Consider the following 16,904-nt stretch of genomic DNA (forward strand, 5'->3'; position numbering starts at 1 on the left):
GTTTGAAAAAAATTCAAACATGCTTTTTTATTAAAGGAAATCTGTTTAATATGAATGACCTAATCCGTTCCAATAAAAAGAAACGATTTCTTGTGCTAATTCATCTATATTTGCAAGAATAGGATTGTGATTTTCATCTTTAAAATTCCCAATAGATAATAAAGATACGAAAGCATGAGCCGCAAATTTAGCGTTCCCTTTCGGAATTTCTCCGATGTGCATAGCATTATCGAGTGCTTTTTCTAGTACTTCATACATATTATCTTCAGCATTTTTTAATTGTTTCAATTGTTCTTCAGATAACGACAGTTTTGCATCTTTCATAAAATTTTTCATATCAATATCCATCGTTGCGTGTAAGTAAACTTTAGCGAAGTCTAATAATCTTTCTTCTAAAGTTTTGTTTGTAGAGAGTATTTGAGACATATTCTCACGTATACGTACCATCATTTCGATCATAGTAGCGGTAAATAAATCGGCTTTTGTTGAATAGTAATAGTAGACAGTTGCTTTCGTAACACCACAAACTTTTGCGACCTCATCCATAGAAACGACTTGATAATTTTGTGTAAGAAATAAGCGGGTTGCTACTTCTAAAATGTTTTCTTTTGTAGATTTTGTATTTTTATTTTGACGCGGCCTTCCGATAGGACGTTGTTTTTGTTCCAAATACATTCGCTCCTGACATTTATGATTGAGATAATTATAACATAATTTTCAATCATTCTTGATTAATTAACCGACCAGTATATATAATTAATAATGGAGGAAAAAAGGAAGGTGGGTTTTTATGAAAAAGCACCCGTTACATATGTTAGGGAGGCTTGTAGCAGGGAGAAATACGCAGTGGATCACTTTATCGGTGTGGGTTCTTATTACATTATTACTTTCATTTACGTTACCACAAGTAAACAGTACGAAAGAACCGAATCCGAAAAATTTACCTGAAACAGCTATGTCACAGCAAGCGGAAGCGCTTATGAAAAAAGAGTTTCCGAATAATGCAGGGAATCCTTTGTTAGTAGTATGGTATAGAGATGGTGGATTACAGTCACAGGATTATAAACTCATACAAGATGTTTATAAAGAGTTAAAATCTGGTCCTTTAAAAGAACAATCAACGTTACCACCATTTGATACAATTCCAGAGCAAGTATTATCAAAAAGTGCGTCAAAAGATGGTACATCATTTGTTACACCGGTATTTTTTAATAAATCTGCTGGTACGGATATATTAAAAGGAAATCTTGAAGAGTTTAGAAAAATAGTGAATAGTAAGGTGGATGAAGATCCATTTAAACAAAAAATAAGTGAATCTGGTTTACATGTTCGATTATCAGGACCTGTAGGTATTCAAACGGATGCAGTTAGTTTATTTAGTCAAGCAGATGTGAAATTGTTAGTGGCTACTGTACTACTAGTGTTAGTTTTGTTAATTTTACTGTATCGTTCACCAATTTTAGCGATTTTACCTATACTTGTTGTTGGCTTTGCATACGGTATTATTAGTCCTACACTCGGTTTTTTAGCTGATCACGGATGGATTAAAGTAGATGCCCAAGCGATATCAATTATGACAGTATTATTGTTTGGCGCTGGAACGGACTATTGTCTATTTTTAATTTCGAGATATAGAGAGTACTTGTTAGAAGAAGAAAGTAAATATAAAGCATTGCAACTTGCGATTAAAGCATCTGGCGGTGCAATAATAATGAGTGCGTTAACTGTTGTACTTGGATTAGGAACATTACTACTTGCTCATTATGGTGCCTTTCATCGATTTGCAGTACCATTTAGTGTTGCTGTATTTATAATGGGAATCGCGGCTTTAACAATTTTACCAGCACTATTATTAATTTTCGGTAGAATTGCATTTTTCCCGTTTATACCGAGAACAACTTCAATGAATGAGGAGTTTGCAAGAAAGAAAAAGAGGGCTGTAAAAGTTAAAAAATCAAAAGGCTCCTTTAGTAAAAAACTTGGAGATATTGTAGTACGAAGACCATGGACAATAATTATGCTAACTGTATTTGTATTAGGCGGATTGGCTTCATTCGTACCACGTATTCAATACACATATGACTTATTAGAGTCGTTTCCAAAGGATATGCCTTCTCGTGAAGGGTTTACGTTAATTAGTGATCATTTCTCAGCTGGTGAACTAGCACCAATAAAAGTTGTTGTTGATACGAAAGGAAAAGAGCTTCCTATTAAACAAGAACTAGAGAAACTTTCTTTCGTAAATACAGTGAAAGAGCCAAAAGAGGGAAAAGAAATTAAGCAAATAAAAATGTATGAAGTTTCTTTAGCAGAAAATCCATACTCAATTGAAGCGTTAAATCAAATCCCTAAATTGAAAAACAGTGTGGAAAAAGTATTAAAAGATGCTGGAATTAGTAAAGCTAAAGAACAATTATGGATTGGTGGGGAAACAGCTTCATTATATGATACAAAGCAAATTACGGAACGTGATGAATCAATAATTATCCCAGTAATGATTAGCATTATCGCTTTACTATTACTTGTCTACTTACGATCGGTTGTTGCAATGGTTTATTTAATTGTAACTGTTGTCTTATCATTCTTCTCAGCGTTAGGAGCAGGATGGATATTACTTCATTACGGTATGGGAGCGCCGGCCATTCAAGGTGCGATACCGTTGTACGCATTTGTATTTTTAGTTGCTTTAGGTGAAGATTATAATATCTTTATGGTTTCAGAAATATGGAAAAACAGAAAGACACAAAATCACTTGGATGCAGTAAAAAATGGTGTAATACAAACAGGTAGTGTTATTACATCGGCAGGTTTAATTTTAGCAGGAACTTTTGCTGTGTTAGGTACACTTCCAATTCAAGTATTAGTTCAATTTGGTATTGTAACTGCAATTGGCGTATTACTAGATACGTTTATCGTAAGACCGTTACTTGTACCCGCAATTACAGTTGTGTTAGGCCGATTTGCTTTTTGGCCAGGTAAACTTTCAAGAAAGAGTGAAGAAATACAAAAGGTGGATGCATAGTTAAAAAAGCCAAGGATATTTTCCTTGGCTTTTTTAAATGTAGTTAATTAATTTTTTGAAGTTAAATCATCAGCTGCAGAGTGATCAGCATCTTCAATTGTTGTTTCGGGCATTCCGTATAAGCCGTTCATTGCTTGTTCTTCGATAGTAAGATTTGCAGTATTATTATTTTGAATAGATGTAGTGTTTTCAGTAACATTTTCTTTTTTATTTATACTTTTGTCATTCATGTATGTATCCTCCAAATTTCATTTGATTTATCTATAGTATGTGGATGGATTTCCAGAAATATGTGAATTGATTCTTACAGCCCTTTCCGAACGGGAAAGCCCATCGCCTTTAGGCATGGGATGAAAGTGAGGTTGGATACGGAGTACCACTAAAAATCGCTAAGTTTGTGGTACTTTAAGTATCCAAAATATTGGTATCTTTTGTGGTGTAGTTTAAAAGTAAAACTGATACAATGTGAATATGATAAATGATTATAGAAGAACCAAAACAACTGTGTCATTAATTAACTACCATTTTGTGTTTTGCCCGCGATACAGAAGAAAAATTTTTCTTAACACAAAAGTAGAAGAACGTTTCAAAGAGTTGGTTCAAGAAATATGCGGAGAAATGGATGTTGCTATTGTCGCAATGGAATGCGACAAAGACCACGTTCACTTGTTCTTAAATACACTACCAACACTTAGTCCTGCTGACACAATGGCGAAAATTAAAGGAGTGACATCGAAGCGTTTGAGAGGAGAGTTTCCTCATCTTCAACACTTGCCAAGTCTATGGACACGTTCCTATTTTGTTTCTACTGCTGGAAATGTATCGACTGAGACAATTAAACAGTATGTTGAAAATCAAAAGACGAGGGGGTGAAAATTGTGTCACAAACAATCACAGTCAAAGTTAAATTGCTTCCAACAAAAGAACAAATTCAGTTATTGGAACAAAGTAGCTATGAGTATATCAAAGTCATTAATACACTTGTATCTGAAATGGCTGAAGCGAAGAAGAGCACTAAGAAAAGTACAAAAGATGTTGAAGCGAATCTTCCAAGCGCAGTGAAGAACCAAGCAATTAAAGACGCTAAAAGTGTGTTTTCTACAAAGGTGAAAAAAAGTAAATACAAAGTTATTCCGATTCTAAAGAGACCTGTTTGTGTATGGAACAATCAAAACTATTCGTTTGACTTCACGCACATTTCAGTTCCACTCATGGTAAATGGAAAATCAACTCGCTTAAAGGTTCGTGCTTTATTAACTGATAAATATAATCGCAATTTTAATTTGTTAACACACAAGTTAGGTACACTTCGTATCACGAAGAAATCTAATAAGTGGATTGCTCAAATATCTGTCACAATTCCTACAAATGAAAAAACAGGAACGAAGATTTTAGGGGTAGATTTAGGTCTTAAAGTCCCTGCGGTAGCCATCACAGACGATGAGAAAGTTCGTTTCTTCGGCAATGGTAGACAAAACAAATATATGAAACGTAAGTTTCGTAGTGTTCGTAAGAAGTTAGGTGAAAATAAGAAATTAAATGCCATTCGACAACTTGATGATAAAGAACAAAGATGGATGCAAGACCAAGACCACAAAGTAAGTCGTGAAATCATTGACTTTGCAACTGATAATAACATTTCTGTTATTCGTTTAGAACAACTAACGAATATTAGACAGACGGCAAGAACAAGCCGTAAAAACGAGAAAAATCTACACACTTGGTCATTCTATCGTTTAGCACAATTCATTGAATACAAAGCGAATTTAGTTGGTATTAAGGTAGAATATGTGAACCCTGCTTATACAAGTCAAACATGTCCGAAATGTTCTGAAAAGAACAAAGCACCAGACAGAAAATACAAGTGCCGATGTGGATTTGAGAAACATCGTGATATTGTTGGGGCGATGAATATTCGCTACGCAACTGTGATTGATGGTCACAGTCAATCAGCCTAAGATGCTATACGCACTGTCTTAGGAGGGGCAATGAGATGCCCTCATCTTGAAGTCTGTTCAAAACAGAAATGGACTGCGAACGTTTAGTCATTCAAGAATCCCACCCGTCAATCCGTAAGGATTAGGGCTTGCGACTTTAGTCGTGGGAGTCTCAAATATGTTATATAATTAAATGAATAATTAGGGTGAGTTGTAAACTGTTAGGAGTGAACAATTATGGTGAAAGCAAGGGAATTAGCCTTCTAAAATAAAAAGAAAATTTTAGGAGGCTATTAGAATGAAGTTTCATGTAATTGATAGAGAAGATTGGAATAGAGAGCAGTATTTTGAGTATTATTTAAAGTTGAAATGTACATTTAGTATGACTGTGAATGTTGATATCACGATGTTATTAGGGGAAGTATATCAAAAGGGAATAAAATTTTATCCCGTTTTTATATATTTAATTTCTAGAGTAGTAAATAATTATAAAAAATTTCGAACATGTTTTAACGATGAAGGAGTTTTAGGCTATTGGGAGGAAATGATACCGAGTTATACAATTTTTCATAAAGATGATAAGTCTTTTTCAAGTATATGGACGGATTATTCAAGTGATTTCCGCACTTTCTATAATAATTATGAAGACGATATGAGATGCTATGCTAATGTTCATGGTCTTTTCACGAAAGAAAATATTCCGCCTAATGTATTTCCGATTTCTAGCATACCTTGGACTAGTTTTACTGGATTTAATCTTAATATTAATAATGATGAAAATTTTCTATTGCCAATTATAACTTGTGGGAAATATTTTAACGAAGGAAACAAGGTTATGCTACCAGTTTCATTGCAAGTACATCATTCGGTTTGTGATGGATATGATGCGAGTCAATTTATAGAAGATTTACAGCAGTTAAGTAATACTTGCAACGAGTGGCTTAAGTAATATCTAATTTTTAATTATATAAAGTGAAACTTTAATCAGTGGGGTGTCAGCCCCCGCTGATTATTAGCCCGACCCCCACCTAACTTCTTTGCTTTCGCTGAATTTTGAGGTGGGGGTCTTACTGCCCGGCAAATAGCGGGATAAAATTGAAAATGAATAAAAGAAGAGAACATGTTTATATTACATGGTCTCTTTTTATTATTCATTAATACTAAGTAATCGTGGAAAATATAGGGTGATTTGTAGTTTAATAGTAAAGAGGGTGATTAGTGTTAATTTTCTTTGTTTTTAAAAAATTAAGGATATAAATGTTTTAATAGGGGGTAATAAAGTGAAATTCATAAGCATTGAAAAAGATGAGATCCTAATTGGGAATATGGAAAATTTGTATTGTAAGGTATTTGAGAAAACAAATTTCAATGAAATGATCGAGCGAATGAATAGGCATATAGAATATACAGGTTTTAAAGGTATAGTAGCAATAAATGATGAAAATGAAGTAGTTGGTTTTACTTATGGTTATCGCTCAATGGAGGGACAGTACTATAATCAATTAATGAGAGAAGCGTTACATCTAGAGCAAGTAGACGAATGGTTACAAGATTGTTTTGAATTTGTAGAGTTAGCAGTCCACCCAGAATATCAAAATGAAGGTCTTGGAACGAAATTACATAATGAATTACTAGAAGGGATTCCAAATAGAACGAGTGTTTTAACAACACAAATAAACAATGAAAAAGCACGTTCGTTATATGAAAGATTAGATTGGGTAAATGTATTAGAACCATTTCATCCAAGTAAAAATGATGTTCCATATGTAATAATGGGAAAAGCATTAAAAACAAAAGTGAATTGATAATTATGCCATTCACAAAAATGGTTGGTTTGTAATAATGAAGGGGAAAACGAAAATGACGAAAATATCTATAGAAAAAGCTACAATTTTAGATGCTGAGAAATTAACAGAAATAATGAAAAGAACATTTGATGCAGAAGCAAAACAATGACTATATGGCCAAGATGATGTCATTGATTATAACATTCAACCGCCAGGATATTCTTCAGTTGAAATGATGGAATATTCCATTGAAGAATTGGATTCTTTCAAAGTTGTAATGGATAAAGAAATAATCGGAGGGATAATAGTTACGATTTCTGGTAAGTCGTACGGTCGAATTGATCGTATTTTTGTAGATCCTGTTTATCAAGGAAAAGGAATTGGATCACATGTTATGAAATTAATAGAAAAGGAATATCCGAACATAAAGATTTGGGATCTCGAAACATCTAGTAGACAAATTAACAATCATCACTTTTATAAAAAGATGGGTTACCAAATGATTTTTGAATCGGAAGATGAGTATTGTTACGTGAAAAGAATAAAAACAAGCTCAAACAAAGCGAGTGTAGTTACAAATAAAGATATGAAAAATAGTCAATACGAAAACTGTAATTTAGCAAATACAGAGTATTATCAAGTGAATTTAAAAAACAGTTCATTTGTTGGTAGCAATATAATGAATATGAATATGAGTAATTGTAATGTAAGTCAATCCAAGTTTAGAAATATAAATTTTAGATGGTCATCATATGCAGATTTAAATCTTTCTGGTAGTAAATTTAATTTGGTGACTTTAGGTGGAGTGCAATTTAAAAATACAAGTCTTGGAGATGAGAAGGAACCTATTGTATTCGATAAATGTGATTTGGAATGTAGCACTATAAGTAATAGTAATCTGAAAAATATTGAAATAGAAAATTGTGATATAGTCGGCATGAAACTAAATGGTATTTTGATTGAAAATTTGCTTGATTTATATAACAAGGTGAAAAGTTAACCAAATCCATATCCATATAGTCTTTAATCTTTTTGAAAATTAAGTATTATATCGAAATAATTATGTAAAAATGACATAAAGAAATCCGGGCGAGAAGGTCATTCGTGAACGTTTCTAGAATAACACACAAATATATTGTTATTTATATGGAGGAGAGAAAGATGGGAATCAACGTTAGAGCAGTAGAAATACAAGATGCTAGAGCAATTCATCGTATATGTATACAGGATGACGTTTTACCGTATATGGTTTTCTTACCTAGCATGCGTGTAGAGGCTATGGAAAATAGAATTCGAAATTTAGCACCAAATCAATTTGAATTTGTTGCAGAATATGATGGAGAAGTTGTTGGGTTTGTAGGTTTAACACAAAGTCCGGGCCGAAGATCTCATTCAGGCGATTTATTCATTGGGGTAGACAGTGAATATCATAATAAAGGAATTGGGAGAGCACTTCTTACGAAGATGCTTGATTTGGCTGATAATTGGTTAATGTTAGAGAGAGTAGAACTAGGTGTATTAGAAACGAATCCAAAAGCAAAAGCTTTATATGAAAAATTTGGATTTGTAGAAGAGGGAGTAAAGATAGGGAATTTGAAAGCTCATGGAAAGTTTATTAATGAAATTATGATGAGTCGTTTTAGACCGAATGGTTTAATTGTACATAATGAATAGTTAAAAGCATGACAGTATACTGTCATGCTTTTTTATTAGAACTTGGCTGCAATAAAAATAATACTAAACCAATAAAAATAACGGTAATTCCTAGTCCTTGTTGTAAAGAAATGGTCTCATGTAATATAAAGTACGCTAGTATACAAGTGCCAATTGTTTCACCTAAAATACTCATTGAAATTACAGTAGCACTTATCCATTTTAATAACCAATTAAAAATGGTTTGTCCTAAAATTGTAGCAATGAAAGCTAATCCAATAAAGCACAACCAAGTTTGTGTAGAGTAATGGATGAAAGATTCTTGTTGCGTGAAAGCAAATATGCCAAGAAAGCTAGCACTACTTCCATAACTAATTACCGAATATGGTATAAGTGACAAATCTTTACGAACGTGTTGGCTAATGAAAAAATAAGCAGTAATGATACCGGCAGCGATAAGTGCTAAAATATCTCCATATAAAGCTTCTCCACTAATTTGGAAATCTTGCCAGCCAATGATGATACTACCTGAAATAGCGATGAGGCAACCAATAACTGCTCCTTTCGTAAATCTCTCCTTAAATAAAAAATAACCACCAATCATTGAGAACAAAGGTTGTAACGTTACGATAACTGTAGAGCTTGCTACAGAAGTATATTGTAATGATTCAAACCATAGTACATAATGTGCAGCTAAAAATAGCCCAGATACGAATCCAAGTGCCCATTGTTTTTTCGTTAAAGTTTTTAGCTCATTTCGACTATTTTTATTAAATAGTAATAACGGTAACAGAATTAGTGTGGCAAAGAATAATCTGTAAAAAGCAATGATTGTCGCAGGAGCATCTGCCAATTTTACAAAAATAGCTGAAGTTGATAAGGCGAATACACCAAAAAATAAGATGCAATATGAAAGAATAGGTGATTTCAAAGTTTGTCCCTCCGATAGAATGTTTATTATAATGAACTTAATACGATATAATGTACAAAGGTAAGTATATAAGTCCCGGAGATAATAGGAAAGGATTATTTGCCTTTGTTTAGTATGTCAGCACAAAGACAATGAAATATGCATTATGATGGATGAAAGGAAGTTTTACTATGATACATGATAGGCTTGGACAAACAGTATTAAGTTATCGTAAGAAAAATAATATGACAATTCGTGAATTCGCTGATTATGCAGGAATTAGTACATCACTAATTAGCCAAATTGAAAGAGGACATGCTAATCCTTCTTTAAATGTTTTGGAGTTAATTGCAAAAGCATTAAATGTACCGCTGTTTACACTTTTTATTAATAATATCGATACAGATTCGCTCATTTCTAAGAAAAAAGATCGAAAAAAAGTATATCGGGAAAACAATGATCACATTGTATATGATGTATTAACACCTGATTTTATGAAAGCACGTATTGAAATGTTAATGATGGATTTAAATAAACGAGCAAACACAACAGAAAGCCATTATTCCCATGAAGATAAGGAAGAGATTGCTGTTATTATGAAAGGGGAAGTGTATGTGGAATTGGAGGGAAAAGAATATTATTTAGAAGAAGGCGATGTTGTACGTATTCCACCGAATGTGAAGCATCGATTTTTGAATAAAAGTGATGAATCGAATCACATTTTATTTGTACTGACACCAACTTTAGGATGAAAATATAGTGATTTTTAATAGGGGAGAAAGAAAATGGAAAAAAGTATTTTGAAAGGCGGTCTTTCAATTATTTCTCAATGTAAAAAAGAAACAAATGATATTTGGCATGCACATTTTGGAGCAGCTGCAATTGCTAGTTATTTTTTTATGAAAGATAATAATATTGATGAAGAAACAGCTCGTAATATGTATTCGCAAACAAGGATGATGCTGAACAAGAAAAAAATTGGTGAGATGATTGATGATAAAAAAGAAATAGATTTTAAAATTGCGGAAAATATGATTATAAAATCTTTAGAACAAACGATTGATGAGCTTCATTGGGTGGGGCATAACGTCATTTATGCGTCATTAAGTTTATTAGCTATGAAAGAGCTACAAAAATGGGGTGATAATCAAGCAATTGAAGGGATTACTACTCTTATTTTATCATTTCGAAAAACAATTCCAGGTAGATCGTGGATTGGTTATACGACGAAAGAAGTAAAACAATTAAGTTTTGAAGAGGAGATACAAAGTGAATTGAGTAATCCAACACAAGTATCTCAGTTCATTTTAAATGAGTTATCGAAATTTAATAGTATTTATCGAGCGGAATCACATCATGATTTAATTGGGCATTTGCTTACATACTCCCACGCAATTAATATAATGTACGATTTAGGACATATAGATATATTTCAACGAGGGATACGTCCGCTGTTAAAACTAGTATACGTACTAAGAGCTAGCCAAAAGCTCAAGCTGAATACGGAAATACCTTTACACTCACCTATAGATCGATTACCTTTAATTCAATCTAAACGTGCAAATATTTTACCAACTGAAAATATATTTTGGATAAAAGACTATAGTGAATTCGATTGGGATTTTGGTCATGTATTTAAATTCTCGTATAGTTATTTTAATCATATACAGAGAGCTCCAAATTATAAAGATATCACATTAGAAAAATTCCGTTATGTTATTCATTCTTAATGAACGTTAATGATCTGTAAAAGGATGTTTAATCTAGTTTCTTTTTTTGTTAGTAGTATATTATTTTTTCAAATATGTAAGATTTTACATGCGTATTTTACTTTTACTAATTATGTAAGTAGGCTATACTGAAATACATACATTTTATTTTTGGAGAGATGTAAAACGACATGGAACTAGCGAAATTGGAAAAAGTAATTGAAATAAAAAAAGAAGAACTTTTATATTTAGTATCGGATTATGGAATTCAACATGAAAAAGTATTGGCATTGAGTCAAGAACTAGACAAATTAATCAATTACTTTATGTTTTTAAAATAAAGAGAACTATGACGGGGTTTGTAAATGTTATAGTTCTTTTTTATTAGGTAATTTGAAAATATATTAAAATATATTGTCTAATTTCTTACAGAATGCGCAACTTGCTAGTCGAATATAAGGACTTTTGGTTATAATAAAAAGGAATTATTAATTGTATCGGTTAGGAGCGCAGCACATATGAAAACAGTTGTTGTTATCGGTGGAGGTATAACGGGACTTTCTACTATGTTTTATTTAGAAAAATTAAAAAAGGATTATAATATCGATTTAAATTTAATTCTTATTGAGAAAGAAGAGTATTTAGGTGGTAAAATCCATAGTGTGGAAGAAAAGGATTTCATTATGGAGTCAGGAGCGGATTCAATCGTTGCTCGTAATGAACACGTTATGCCACTTGTAAAAGATTTAAATTTAGAAAATGAAATGGTATATAATGAAACGGGTATTTCTTACATATATTCTGAAAACATGTTACATCCGATTCCTTCTGATACTATATTTGGGATACCGATGAGCGCCCAGTCGTTGTTTAGCAGTACGCTAGTCTCAACGAAGGGGAAAATCGTAGCTTTAAAAGATTTCATAACGAAAAATAAAGAGTTTACGAAAGATACATCACTTGCTTTATTTTTAGAAAGCTTTTTAGGGAAAGAGTTAGTGGAAAGACAAATTGCTCCTGTGCTTTCAGGTGTATATTCTGGTAAATTGAATGAGCTTACAATGGCATCTACATTACCGTATTTACTGGATTATAAAAATAAGTATGGAAGTATTATTAAAGGTTTTGAAGAGAATAAAAAACAATTTCAATCAGCGGGAAATAAAAAATTCGTATCATTTAAAGGTGGACTATCTACGATAATTAATCGCTTAGAAGAAGTGCTGACTGAAACTGTCGTAAAAAAAGGTGCTATAACGACGGCTGTAAGTAAACAAGAGGATCGATATGAGATTTCTTTTGCAAATCATGAAACAATACAAGCTGATTATGTTGTTTTAGCAGCTCCACATGATATTGCACAAACTTTATTACAGTCTAATGAGTTAAATGAGCAGTTTAATACATTTAAAAACTCATCTCTTATAAGTATTTATTTAGGATTTGACATACTAGATGAACAACTACCAGCTGATGGTACGGGGTTTATTGTAACGGAAAACAGTGATTTACATTGTGATGCTTGTACATGGACAAGTCGAAAGTGGAAACATACATCGGGTAAACAAAAATTATTAGTTAGAATGTTTTATAAGAGTACCAATCCGGTATATGAAACAATCAAGAATTACAGTGAAGAAGAATTAGTACGAGTCGCTTTATATGATATTGAAAAGAGTCTCGGAATTAAAGGTGAACCAGAAGTAGTTGAAGTTACAAATTGGAAAGATTTAATGCCGAAATATCATTTAGAACATAATCAAGCGGTTCAAGCATTACAAGAAAAAATGACGAATCTTTATCCAAATGTATATTTAGCTGGTGCCTCATATTATGGTGTTGGAATTGGTGCGTGTATTGGAAATGGAAAGAATATAGCCAATGAAATAATGGATACATTAAATAAATAATACTGTAGAATAAATAAAAACTGTCCCTTCAGCAAAATGGAGGAACAGTTTTTATTTATTTTATTTGAATGGAAATTGTATTGTTTTTTACATTGTTTTCTTTTATTGTTAATATTATTTCTCCAGACTCTTTAAATGAATACGATGATAGTTGATAAATATCTTTTATATCAAGTTTTTCTTGTAATTTATTTACCGGTATTGATACGATATTTGGCTTCCATGTTTCTTGTTTTCCTGAAGGATATTCTATAAGTATTACCGGATTTTTTAACTTTATTGTTTTCCAAGAGACGAAATATAGTTGTACTTCTGTATCTTTTTTTAATAATTCTTCGGAGAAATAACCGAATTCGCCTACATTACCGAAAACAGTATAGTTTTGATTTTTTAATTTAATATCTAAATAACTAGGTTGATATGTTACTGCATGATAAGTTCCATATGAAAGTGAGAGTATGGCAGCGATTAAAATACCGATTGAAAATGTCTTAAAGCTATTGCCTTTAAAGCTAGTCATCATGAATGAGTTTGGTGTGAATTTTTTTGCGAATAAAAAAATAAGTAATATGAGTAAGAGGGATAAGCCGATGAATATATACATAGATTTTTACACCTCCATAGCGTAAAATGGATTAACTATATTTTACCATAAATGTATGGGTTAGGGTGGTTGTTTAGAAGGGAAAAATGAAGGAACAAATTCTTTACAGTTCTTGATAATTTAAAATTTGATTTATGGAAATTATAGCGTCATGTTTGAGTCCCAATCAGAAGGTATCCAATTCGTGTATATAGAATAAAGAGGGAATGCGCCATTAGAAATGTTTGACTTATGGAACAATAAGGACTTTACTAATTATACATATTTTTTCTGATATAATGAATGAGTAGAGAGAAAGGAGTGATCCTATGGCATTTCCTATATTAGAAACAGAACGCTTACGTTTAGTTGAAATAGAACAATCTTATTGTCAAAAAATATATGAAATCTTTTCATTGGATGAAGTGACGTGTTATTACGGTATGAATTCTTTTACGGAGTTTGGACAAGCTTCACGTATGATCGAATCTTTTTCAAAAAATTACTTTGAGAAAAAGGCAATACGATGGGGAATTGTGTTAAAAGAAACGAACGTTTTAATAGGAACAATTGGACTAAACAATTTACAATTATGGAGTAAACGATCTGAGATTGGATATGATCTGCATCCTCGTTATTGGGGAAATGGTTACGCTTCGGAAGCAGCTCGAGAAATTATTGATTATGGATTTAAAGATTTAGGTTTGTTTAGAATTGGAGCTATTACATATCCTGAAAATGATACTTCTTGTAGAATGTTATCTAAAATTGGCTTCCAAAAGGAAGGTCTATTGCGTGGATATATTCATCAAGGAAATAAGCAACACGATGCATTATTGTATTCTATAGTACGAACTGATATTGAGAACATAAATTTATAATAAAAAAAACCTCTTAATTAAAAGAGGTTTTTTTTATTATAAATTAACCTAATTTAGGTAATAAACGTTCTCCGCTTTTCATGCTACTTTTACATAAAGGGCATTTAGGCTCTTCTTCAAATGAAAAGTTCTTTCTCATCCATCCTAAACAATCCTCTGATTCACATTCCCAAACAGGGGTTTGTTCTGGTGGTACTTCTGCTACATCGTTCTTTCGATTGCGATACATGTAACCACTCCTTTTATGTAAAAAATTTTAGTTATATATTAAAAAGGTTGTTAACCTTGCTGGTAACAACCTTTTTATTGTTTGAATTATAGCTTTACAACGTTTTTAGCTTGAGGTCCGCGGTTACCTTCTTCAACTTCGAAACTAACTTCTTGACCTTCGTCAAGAGACTTGAAGCCGTCGCCAGTGATAGCTGAGAAGTGAACGAATACATCGTTACCGTCTGCAACTTCGATGAAACCGAAACCTTTTTCGCTGTTAAACCATTTTACTTTACCTGTTAATGTCATGGTAATGCCTCCTAAAAGTAGAAAAATTACAATATGATCGGCCTTATTTGAATGAAAATAAAAGTTCACATATTATCAAAAACCCATAAGGAGTACAAAATGCCCCTGATTGATACTTGATAATATGCAAAGAAAATATAGTGTTAAATTGACCTTAATTACTATCTTACAACAAATGGTTGGAAATAGCAAGTGCTGGTAATACCACTGAGTAATCTGGGTGATAATAGTAAAGGCACAAAGGCACCTCTTTTATTTATATATTATTCCTAATTTGGATTTATGCAAAATCATGTAAGAAAAACTTAGAGTAAATATTAATATTGCATTTTTTTATGGTAAAATATGGTTGTTGACTGGTAGTAGTTAAATATTATAAAAGGAGAAAAGAAAGTGAAAAATAATTCATTTATAATAATTGAAGCAGCAAAAGCAGGGAGAAAAAAGGTGCATCCAGTCTTTGCTGTAATATTAGCCATTATATTTTTGACTTTAGGCGAACTTTTTATGTTATTTATGTTATTTTTACCAAAAGCTGAAACGATATTCATGAAAGGTATTTATGACAATGTTAGAATGGTGTTAACGTTTGGTGGAGCTATATTTATTTTATTTATATGGGTTCGTTTTGTAGAAAAAAGACCTTTTTCATCCATTGGCTTTTGGAAAGAGAAATGGATGAGAAAGTATTTAAAAGGTGCGTTAATAGGGTTTGTATTTATTTCAACGCCAGTTATTCTACTATTATTAATGGGGAGTGTGAAATTGCAAGTACAACATATTACCTCAACAGTAATAGTAGGAATAGTAGGATCTCTAGTTGCATTTTTAATACAAGGGGCAACGGAAGAAATTATTGTACGAGGTTGGTTATTCCCGGTTCTTTCTGTTAGAAGTCGTATATGGGTTGGGATTGTTGTGACGTCTTTCTTATTTGGTTTTCTTCATTTACTTAATCCAGGTATTACAATTCTTTCAATATCGAATATAATATTAGTTGGTGTATTTGCAGCTTTTTACGTTTTAAAAGACAGTAGTCTGTGGGGGATTTGCGCATGGCATTCCATTTGGAATTGGGCACAATATAACGTCTACGGTTTTGCAGTTAGCGGGATGACCATATATTCAACTCCGCTATTTAAACCTGCAACAAATGGCCCTGAATTCCTTCATGGAGGCACGTTCGGAATTGAAGGTAGTATCATTACAACAATCATGCTCACTATCGCTTCAATTGTTTTATGGAGAAAGTTATGGGGAAGAAAAGCGAAACAACGAAATTTTAGTTAATGAAAGAGGGGGAAACTATGGGGATAATAGCATTTGAGGGAGCAAGCGCTGTTGGTAAAAGTACCACGTGCCGTGAATTAGAAAAGAATTATGGTGCTTATATAATACCTGAAGTGAATTCTTTATTTGAAAGGCCAAAAAATGAACATAGAACATGGTATTTTGAAAAACAAGTTGAGCGCTGGAATATAGCTGTTCAGAAGTCAGAGCAATATGAATTAGTAATACTCGATGGGGATATATATCAACCACTTAGTTATAATTGGTGCTTTCATTTTGGTATATTTAATCAGCCATTATCTTTAATAGAAAATTTTTATAAAGAAAAGATGATAAATAGGGAAATTGGTTTTCCGGATCAATATTTTTATTTATATACGAACGATGAAGAACTTAGAAAGCGGAAAGTATCTGATGAGACGAAAAGAAGAAGAAACTTTGAAAAACATTTACATATATCAAAATCGTTTCAGCGTTATTATGAAAATTTAAATACTGTTACAGATGGGTATTGTAAATTAATTGAGGCGAAAAGTGTAAGAAATAATGAATTAGAAATAGTGAGAAACTCAAAAAATTTGAATGTGTGTGAAGAAAGACGTTTTGATGTTTCGAAGTTAGATGCTATTACGAAGTGGTTAAAAGAAAATCGTGCATAAAGTAAAAACAACGAGTGTTGTAGAACGCGCTCGTTGTTTTTTTG

Annotated in this window: 19 protein-coding genes and 1 pseudogene; 14 read left to right on the forward strand and 6 right to left on the reverse strand. The window is 32.3% G+C overall.

Annotation, left to right across the window (positions count from 1 at the left end):
• Nucleotides 1-45: 45 nt before the first annotated feature.
• On the reverse strand, nt 46-669 hold the full coding sequence (locus C3Y97_RS11430) for a TetR/AcrR family transcriptional regulator (protein WP_000435995.1): 624 nt from the start codon (nt 667-669) through the stop codon (nt 46-48).
• A 121-nt stretch (nt 670-790) separates the two neighbouring features.
• Here C3Y97_RS11430 and C3Y97_RS11435 point away from each other — a divergent pair, with 121 nt between their 5' ends.
• Complete coding sequence (locus C3Y97_RS11435) at nt 791-3,022, forward strand: MMPL family transporter (protein ID WP_000716592.1); 2,232 nt, start codon at nt 791-793, stop codon at nt 3,020-3,022.
• A gap of 47 nt (nt 3,023-3,069) precedes the next feature.
• Here the strand turns inward: C3Y97_RS11435 and C3Y97_RS11440 are convergent, their stop codons facing one another.
• On the reverse strand, nt 3,070-3,252 hold the full coding sequence (locus tag C3Y97_RS11440) for a DUF4021 domain-containing protein (RefSeq protein ID WP_086402011.1): 183 nt from the start codon (nt 3,250-3,252) through the stop codon (nt 3,070-3,072).
• A gap of 241 nt (nt 3,253-3,493) precedes the next feature.
• Between C3Y97_RS11440 and tnpA the strand changes: the two genes are divergently transcribed.
• From tnpA to C3Y97_RS11475, 6 genes and pseudogenes are all read left to right on the forward strand, one after another.
• Nucleotides 3,494-3,895, forward strand: coding sequence for an IS200/IS605 family transposase (gene tnpA, locus C3Y97_RS11450; protein WP_000606465.1), 402 nt, complete (start codon nt 3,494-3,496; stop codon nt 3,893-3,895).
• A gap of 5 nt (nt 3,896-3,900) precedes the next feature.
• Nucleotides 3,901-4,980 carry an RNA-guided endonuclease TnpB family protein gene (locus C3Y97_RS11455; protein WP_086402010.1) on the forward strand — a complete coding sequence of 360 codons (1,080 nt, stop codon included), beginning with the start codon at nt 3,901-3,903 and terminating at the stop codon, nt 4,978-4,980.
• 277 nt (nt 4,981-5,257) lie between these two features.
• Complete coding sequence (gene catA, locus C3Y97_RS11460; RefSeq protein ID WP_086402009.1) at nt 5,258-5,908, forward strand: type A chloramphenicol O-acetyltransferase; 651 nt, start codon at nt 5,258-5,260, stop codon at nt 5,906-5,908.
• 331 nt (nt 5,909-6,239) lie between these two features.
• Entirely contained in the window at nt 6,240-6,764 is a 525-nt protein-coding gene (locus tag C3Y97_RS11465; protein WP_136363378.1) for a GNAT family N-acetyltransferase, read from the forward strand.
• Between the two features lie 37 nt (nt 6,765-6,801).
• Nucleotides 6,802-7,746, forward strand: a pseudogene (locus C3Y97_RS11470) (GNAT family N-acetyltransferase).
• 161 nt (nt 7,747-7,907) lie between these two features.
• Nucleotides 7,908-8,420, forward strand: a complete 513-nt coding sequence (locus tag C3Y97_RS11475) for a GNAT family N-acetyltransferase (protein WP_000512619.1) — start codon at nt 7,908-7,910, stop codon at nt 8,418-8,420.
• A 22-nt stretch (nt 8,421-8,442) separates the two neighbouring features.
• Here the strand turns inward: C3Y97_RS11475 and C3Y97_RS11480 are convergent, their stop codons facing one another.
• On the reverse strand, nt 8,443-9,330 hold the full coding sequence (locus tag C3Y97_RS11480) for a DMT family transporter (RefSeq protein ID WP_098584405.1): 888 nt from the start codon (nt 9,328-9,330) through the stop codon (nt 8,443-8,445).
• A 170-nt stretch (nt 9,331-9,500) separates the two neighbouring features.
• On the opposite strand from C3Y97_RS11480, the gene C3Y97_RS11485 reads away from it, so the two are divergent.
• The 4 genes from C3Y97_RS11485 (at nt 9,501) to C3Y97_RS11500 (ending at nt 12,928) form a co-directional block, all read left to right on the forward strand.
• The gene (locus tag C3Y97_RS11485; RefSeq protein ID WP_086402006.1) at nt 9,501-10,061 is read left to right on the forward strand and encodes a helix-turn-helix domain-containing protein; all 561 of its coding nucleotides are present in this window, start codon (nt 9,501-9,503) and stop codon (nt 10,059-10,061) included.
• A 33-nt stretch (nt 10,062-10,094) separates the two neighbouring features.
• Nucleotides 10,095-11,039, forward strand: a complete 945-nt coding sequence (locus C3Y97_RS11490) for a hypothetical protein (protein ID WP_086402005.1) — start codon at nt 10,095-10,097, stop codon at nt 11,037-11,039.
• Between the two features lie 170 nt (nt 11,040-11,209).
• On the forward strand, nt 11,210-11,359 hold the full coding sequence (locus tag C3Y97_RS11495) for an aspartyl-phosphate phosphatase Spo0E family protein (RefSeq protein ID WP_000417698.1): 150 nt from the start codon (nt 11,210-11,212) through the stop codon (nt 11,357-11,359).
• 177 nt (nt 11,360-11,536) lie between these two features.
• The gene (locus C3Y97_RS11500; RefSeq protein ID WP_048538736.1) at nt 11,537-12,928 is read left to right on the forward strand and encodes a protoporphyrinogen oxidase; all 1,392 of its coding nucleotides are present in this window, start codon (nt 11,537-11,539) and stop codon (nt 12,926-12,928) included.
• A 55-nt stretch (nt 12,929-12,983) separates the two neighbouring features.
• On the opposite strand, the gene C3Y97_RS11505 is transcribed toward C3Y97_RS11500, so the two are convergent.
• Nucleotides 12,984-13,532: a hypothetical protein gene (locus tag C3Y97_RS11505; RefSeq protein WP_086402004.1), complete on the reverse strand. Its 549-nt coding sequence runs from the start codon at nt 13,530-13,532 to the stop codon at nt 12,984-12,986.
• Between the two features lie 308 nt (nt 13,533-13,840).
• On the opposite strand from C3Y97_RS11505, the gene C3Y97_RS11510 reads away from it, so the two are divergent.
• Complete coding sequence (locus C3Y97_RS11510; RefSeq protein WP_000885397.1) at nt 13,841-14,392, forward strand: GNAT family N-acetyltransferase; 552 nt, start codon at nt 13,841-13,843, stop codon at nt 14,390-14,392.
• A gap of 43 nt (nt 14,393-14,435) precedes the next feature.
• On the opposite strand, the gene C3Y97_RS11515 is transcribed toward C3Y97_RS11510, so the two are convergent.
• Together C3Y97_RS11515 and cspD are read right to left on the reverse strand one after the other, a co-directional pair.
• Nucleotides 14,436-14,621 carry a cold-shock protein gene (locus tag C3Y97_RS11515; protein WP_000286203.1) on the reverse strand — a complete coding sequence of 62 codons (186 nt, stop codon included), beginning with the start codon at nt 14,619-14,621 and terminating at the stop codon, nt 14,436-14,438.
• An 86-nt stretch (nt 14,622-14,707) separates the two neighbouring features.
• Complete coding sequence (cspD, locus tag C3Y97_RS11520) at nt 14,708-14,911, reverse strand: cold-shock protein CspD (RefSeq protein ID WP_000176366.1); 204 nt, start codon at nt 14,909-14,911, stop codon at nt 14,708-14,710.
• Between the two features lie 393 nt (nt 14,912-15,304).
• Between cspD and C3Y97_RS11525 the strand changes: the two genes are divergently transcribed.
• Nucleotides 15,305-16,201, forward strand: a complete 897-nt coding sequence (locus C3Y97_RS11525; RefSeq protein ID WP_088338860.1) for a CPBP family intramembrane glutamic endopeptidase — start codon at nt 15,305-15,307, stop codon at nt 16,199-16,201.
• Nucleotides 16,201-16,860: a nucleoside/nucleotide kinase family protein gene (locus C3Y97_RS11530; protein WP_121868316.1), complete on the forward strand. Its 660-nt coding sequence runs from the start codon at nt 16,201-16,203 to the stop codon at nt 16,858-16,860. The genes C3Y97_RS11525 and C3Y97_RS11530 overlap by 1 nt, the downstream gene beginning before the upstream one ends.
• Nucleotides 16,861-16,904: the final 44 nt, after the last annotated feature.

Origin of the sequence: Bacillus sp. DU-106, assembly GCF_004799705.1 — a bacterium.
Taxonomy (GTDB): Bacteria; Bacillota; Bacilli; order Bacillales; family Bacillaceae_G; genus Bacillus_A; species Bacillus_A cereus.

Bases quoted from the DNA above. Each gene is read 5' to 3' on its own strand.
- C3Y97_RS11435 (WP_000716592.1), top strand. From the start codon at position 791: ATGAAAAAGCACCCGTTACATATGTTAGGGAGGCTTGTAGCAGGGAGA.
- C3Y97_RS11440 (WP_086402011.1), bottom strand. From the start codon at position 3,252: ATGAATGACAAAAGTATAAATAAAAAAGAAAATGTTACTGAAAACACT.
- tnpA (WP_000606465.1), top strand. From the start codon at position 3,494: ATGATAAATGATTATAGAAGAACCAAAACAACTGTGTCATTAATTAAC.
- catA (WP_086402009.1), top strand. From the start codon at position 5,258: ATGAAGTTTCATGTAATTGATAGAGAAGATTGGAATAGAGAGCAGTAT.
- C3Y97_RS11475 (WP_000512619.1), top strand. From the start codon at position 7,908: ATGGGAATCAACGTTAGAGCAGTAGAAATACAAGATGCTAGAGCAATT.
- C3Y97_RS11485 (WP_086402006.1), top strand. From the start codon at position 9,501: ATGATACATGATAGGCTTGGACAAACAGTATTAAGTTATCGTAAGAAA.
- C3Y97_RS11490 (WP_086402005.1), top strand. From the start codon at position 10,095: ATGGAAAAAAGTATTTTGAAAGGCGGTCTTTCAATTATTTCTCAATGT.
- C3Y97_RS11495 (WP_000417698.1), top strand. From the start codon at position 11,210: ATGGAACTAGCGAAATTGGAAAAAGTAATTGAAATAAAAAAAGAAGAA.
- C3Y97_RS11500 (WP_048538736.1), top strand. From the start codon at position 11,537: ATGAAAACAGTTGTTGTTATCGGTGGAGGTATAACGGGACTTTCTACT.
- C3Y97_RS11505 (WP_086402004.1), bottom strand. From the start codon at position 13,532: ATGTATATATTCATCGGCTTATCCCTCTTACTCATATTACTTATTTTT.
- C3Y97_RS11510 (WP_000885397.1), top strand. From the start codon at position 13,841: ATGGCATTTCCTATATTAGAAACAGAACGCTTACGTTTAGTTGAAATA.
- C3Y97_RS11515 (WP_000286203.1), bottom strand. From the start codon at position 14,621: ATGTATCGCAATCGAAAGAACGATGTAGCAGAAGTACCACCAGAACAA.
- cspD (WP_000176366.1), bottom strand. From the start codon at position 14,911: ATGACATTAACAGGTAAAGTAAAATGGTTTAACAGCGAAAAAGGTTTC.
- C3Y97_RS11530 (WP_121868316.1), top strand. From the start codon at position 16,201: ATGAAAGAGGGGGAAACTATGGGGATAATAGCATTTGAGGGAGCAAGC.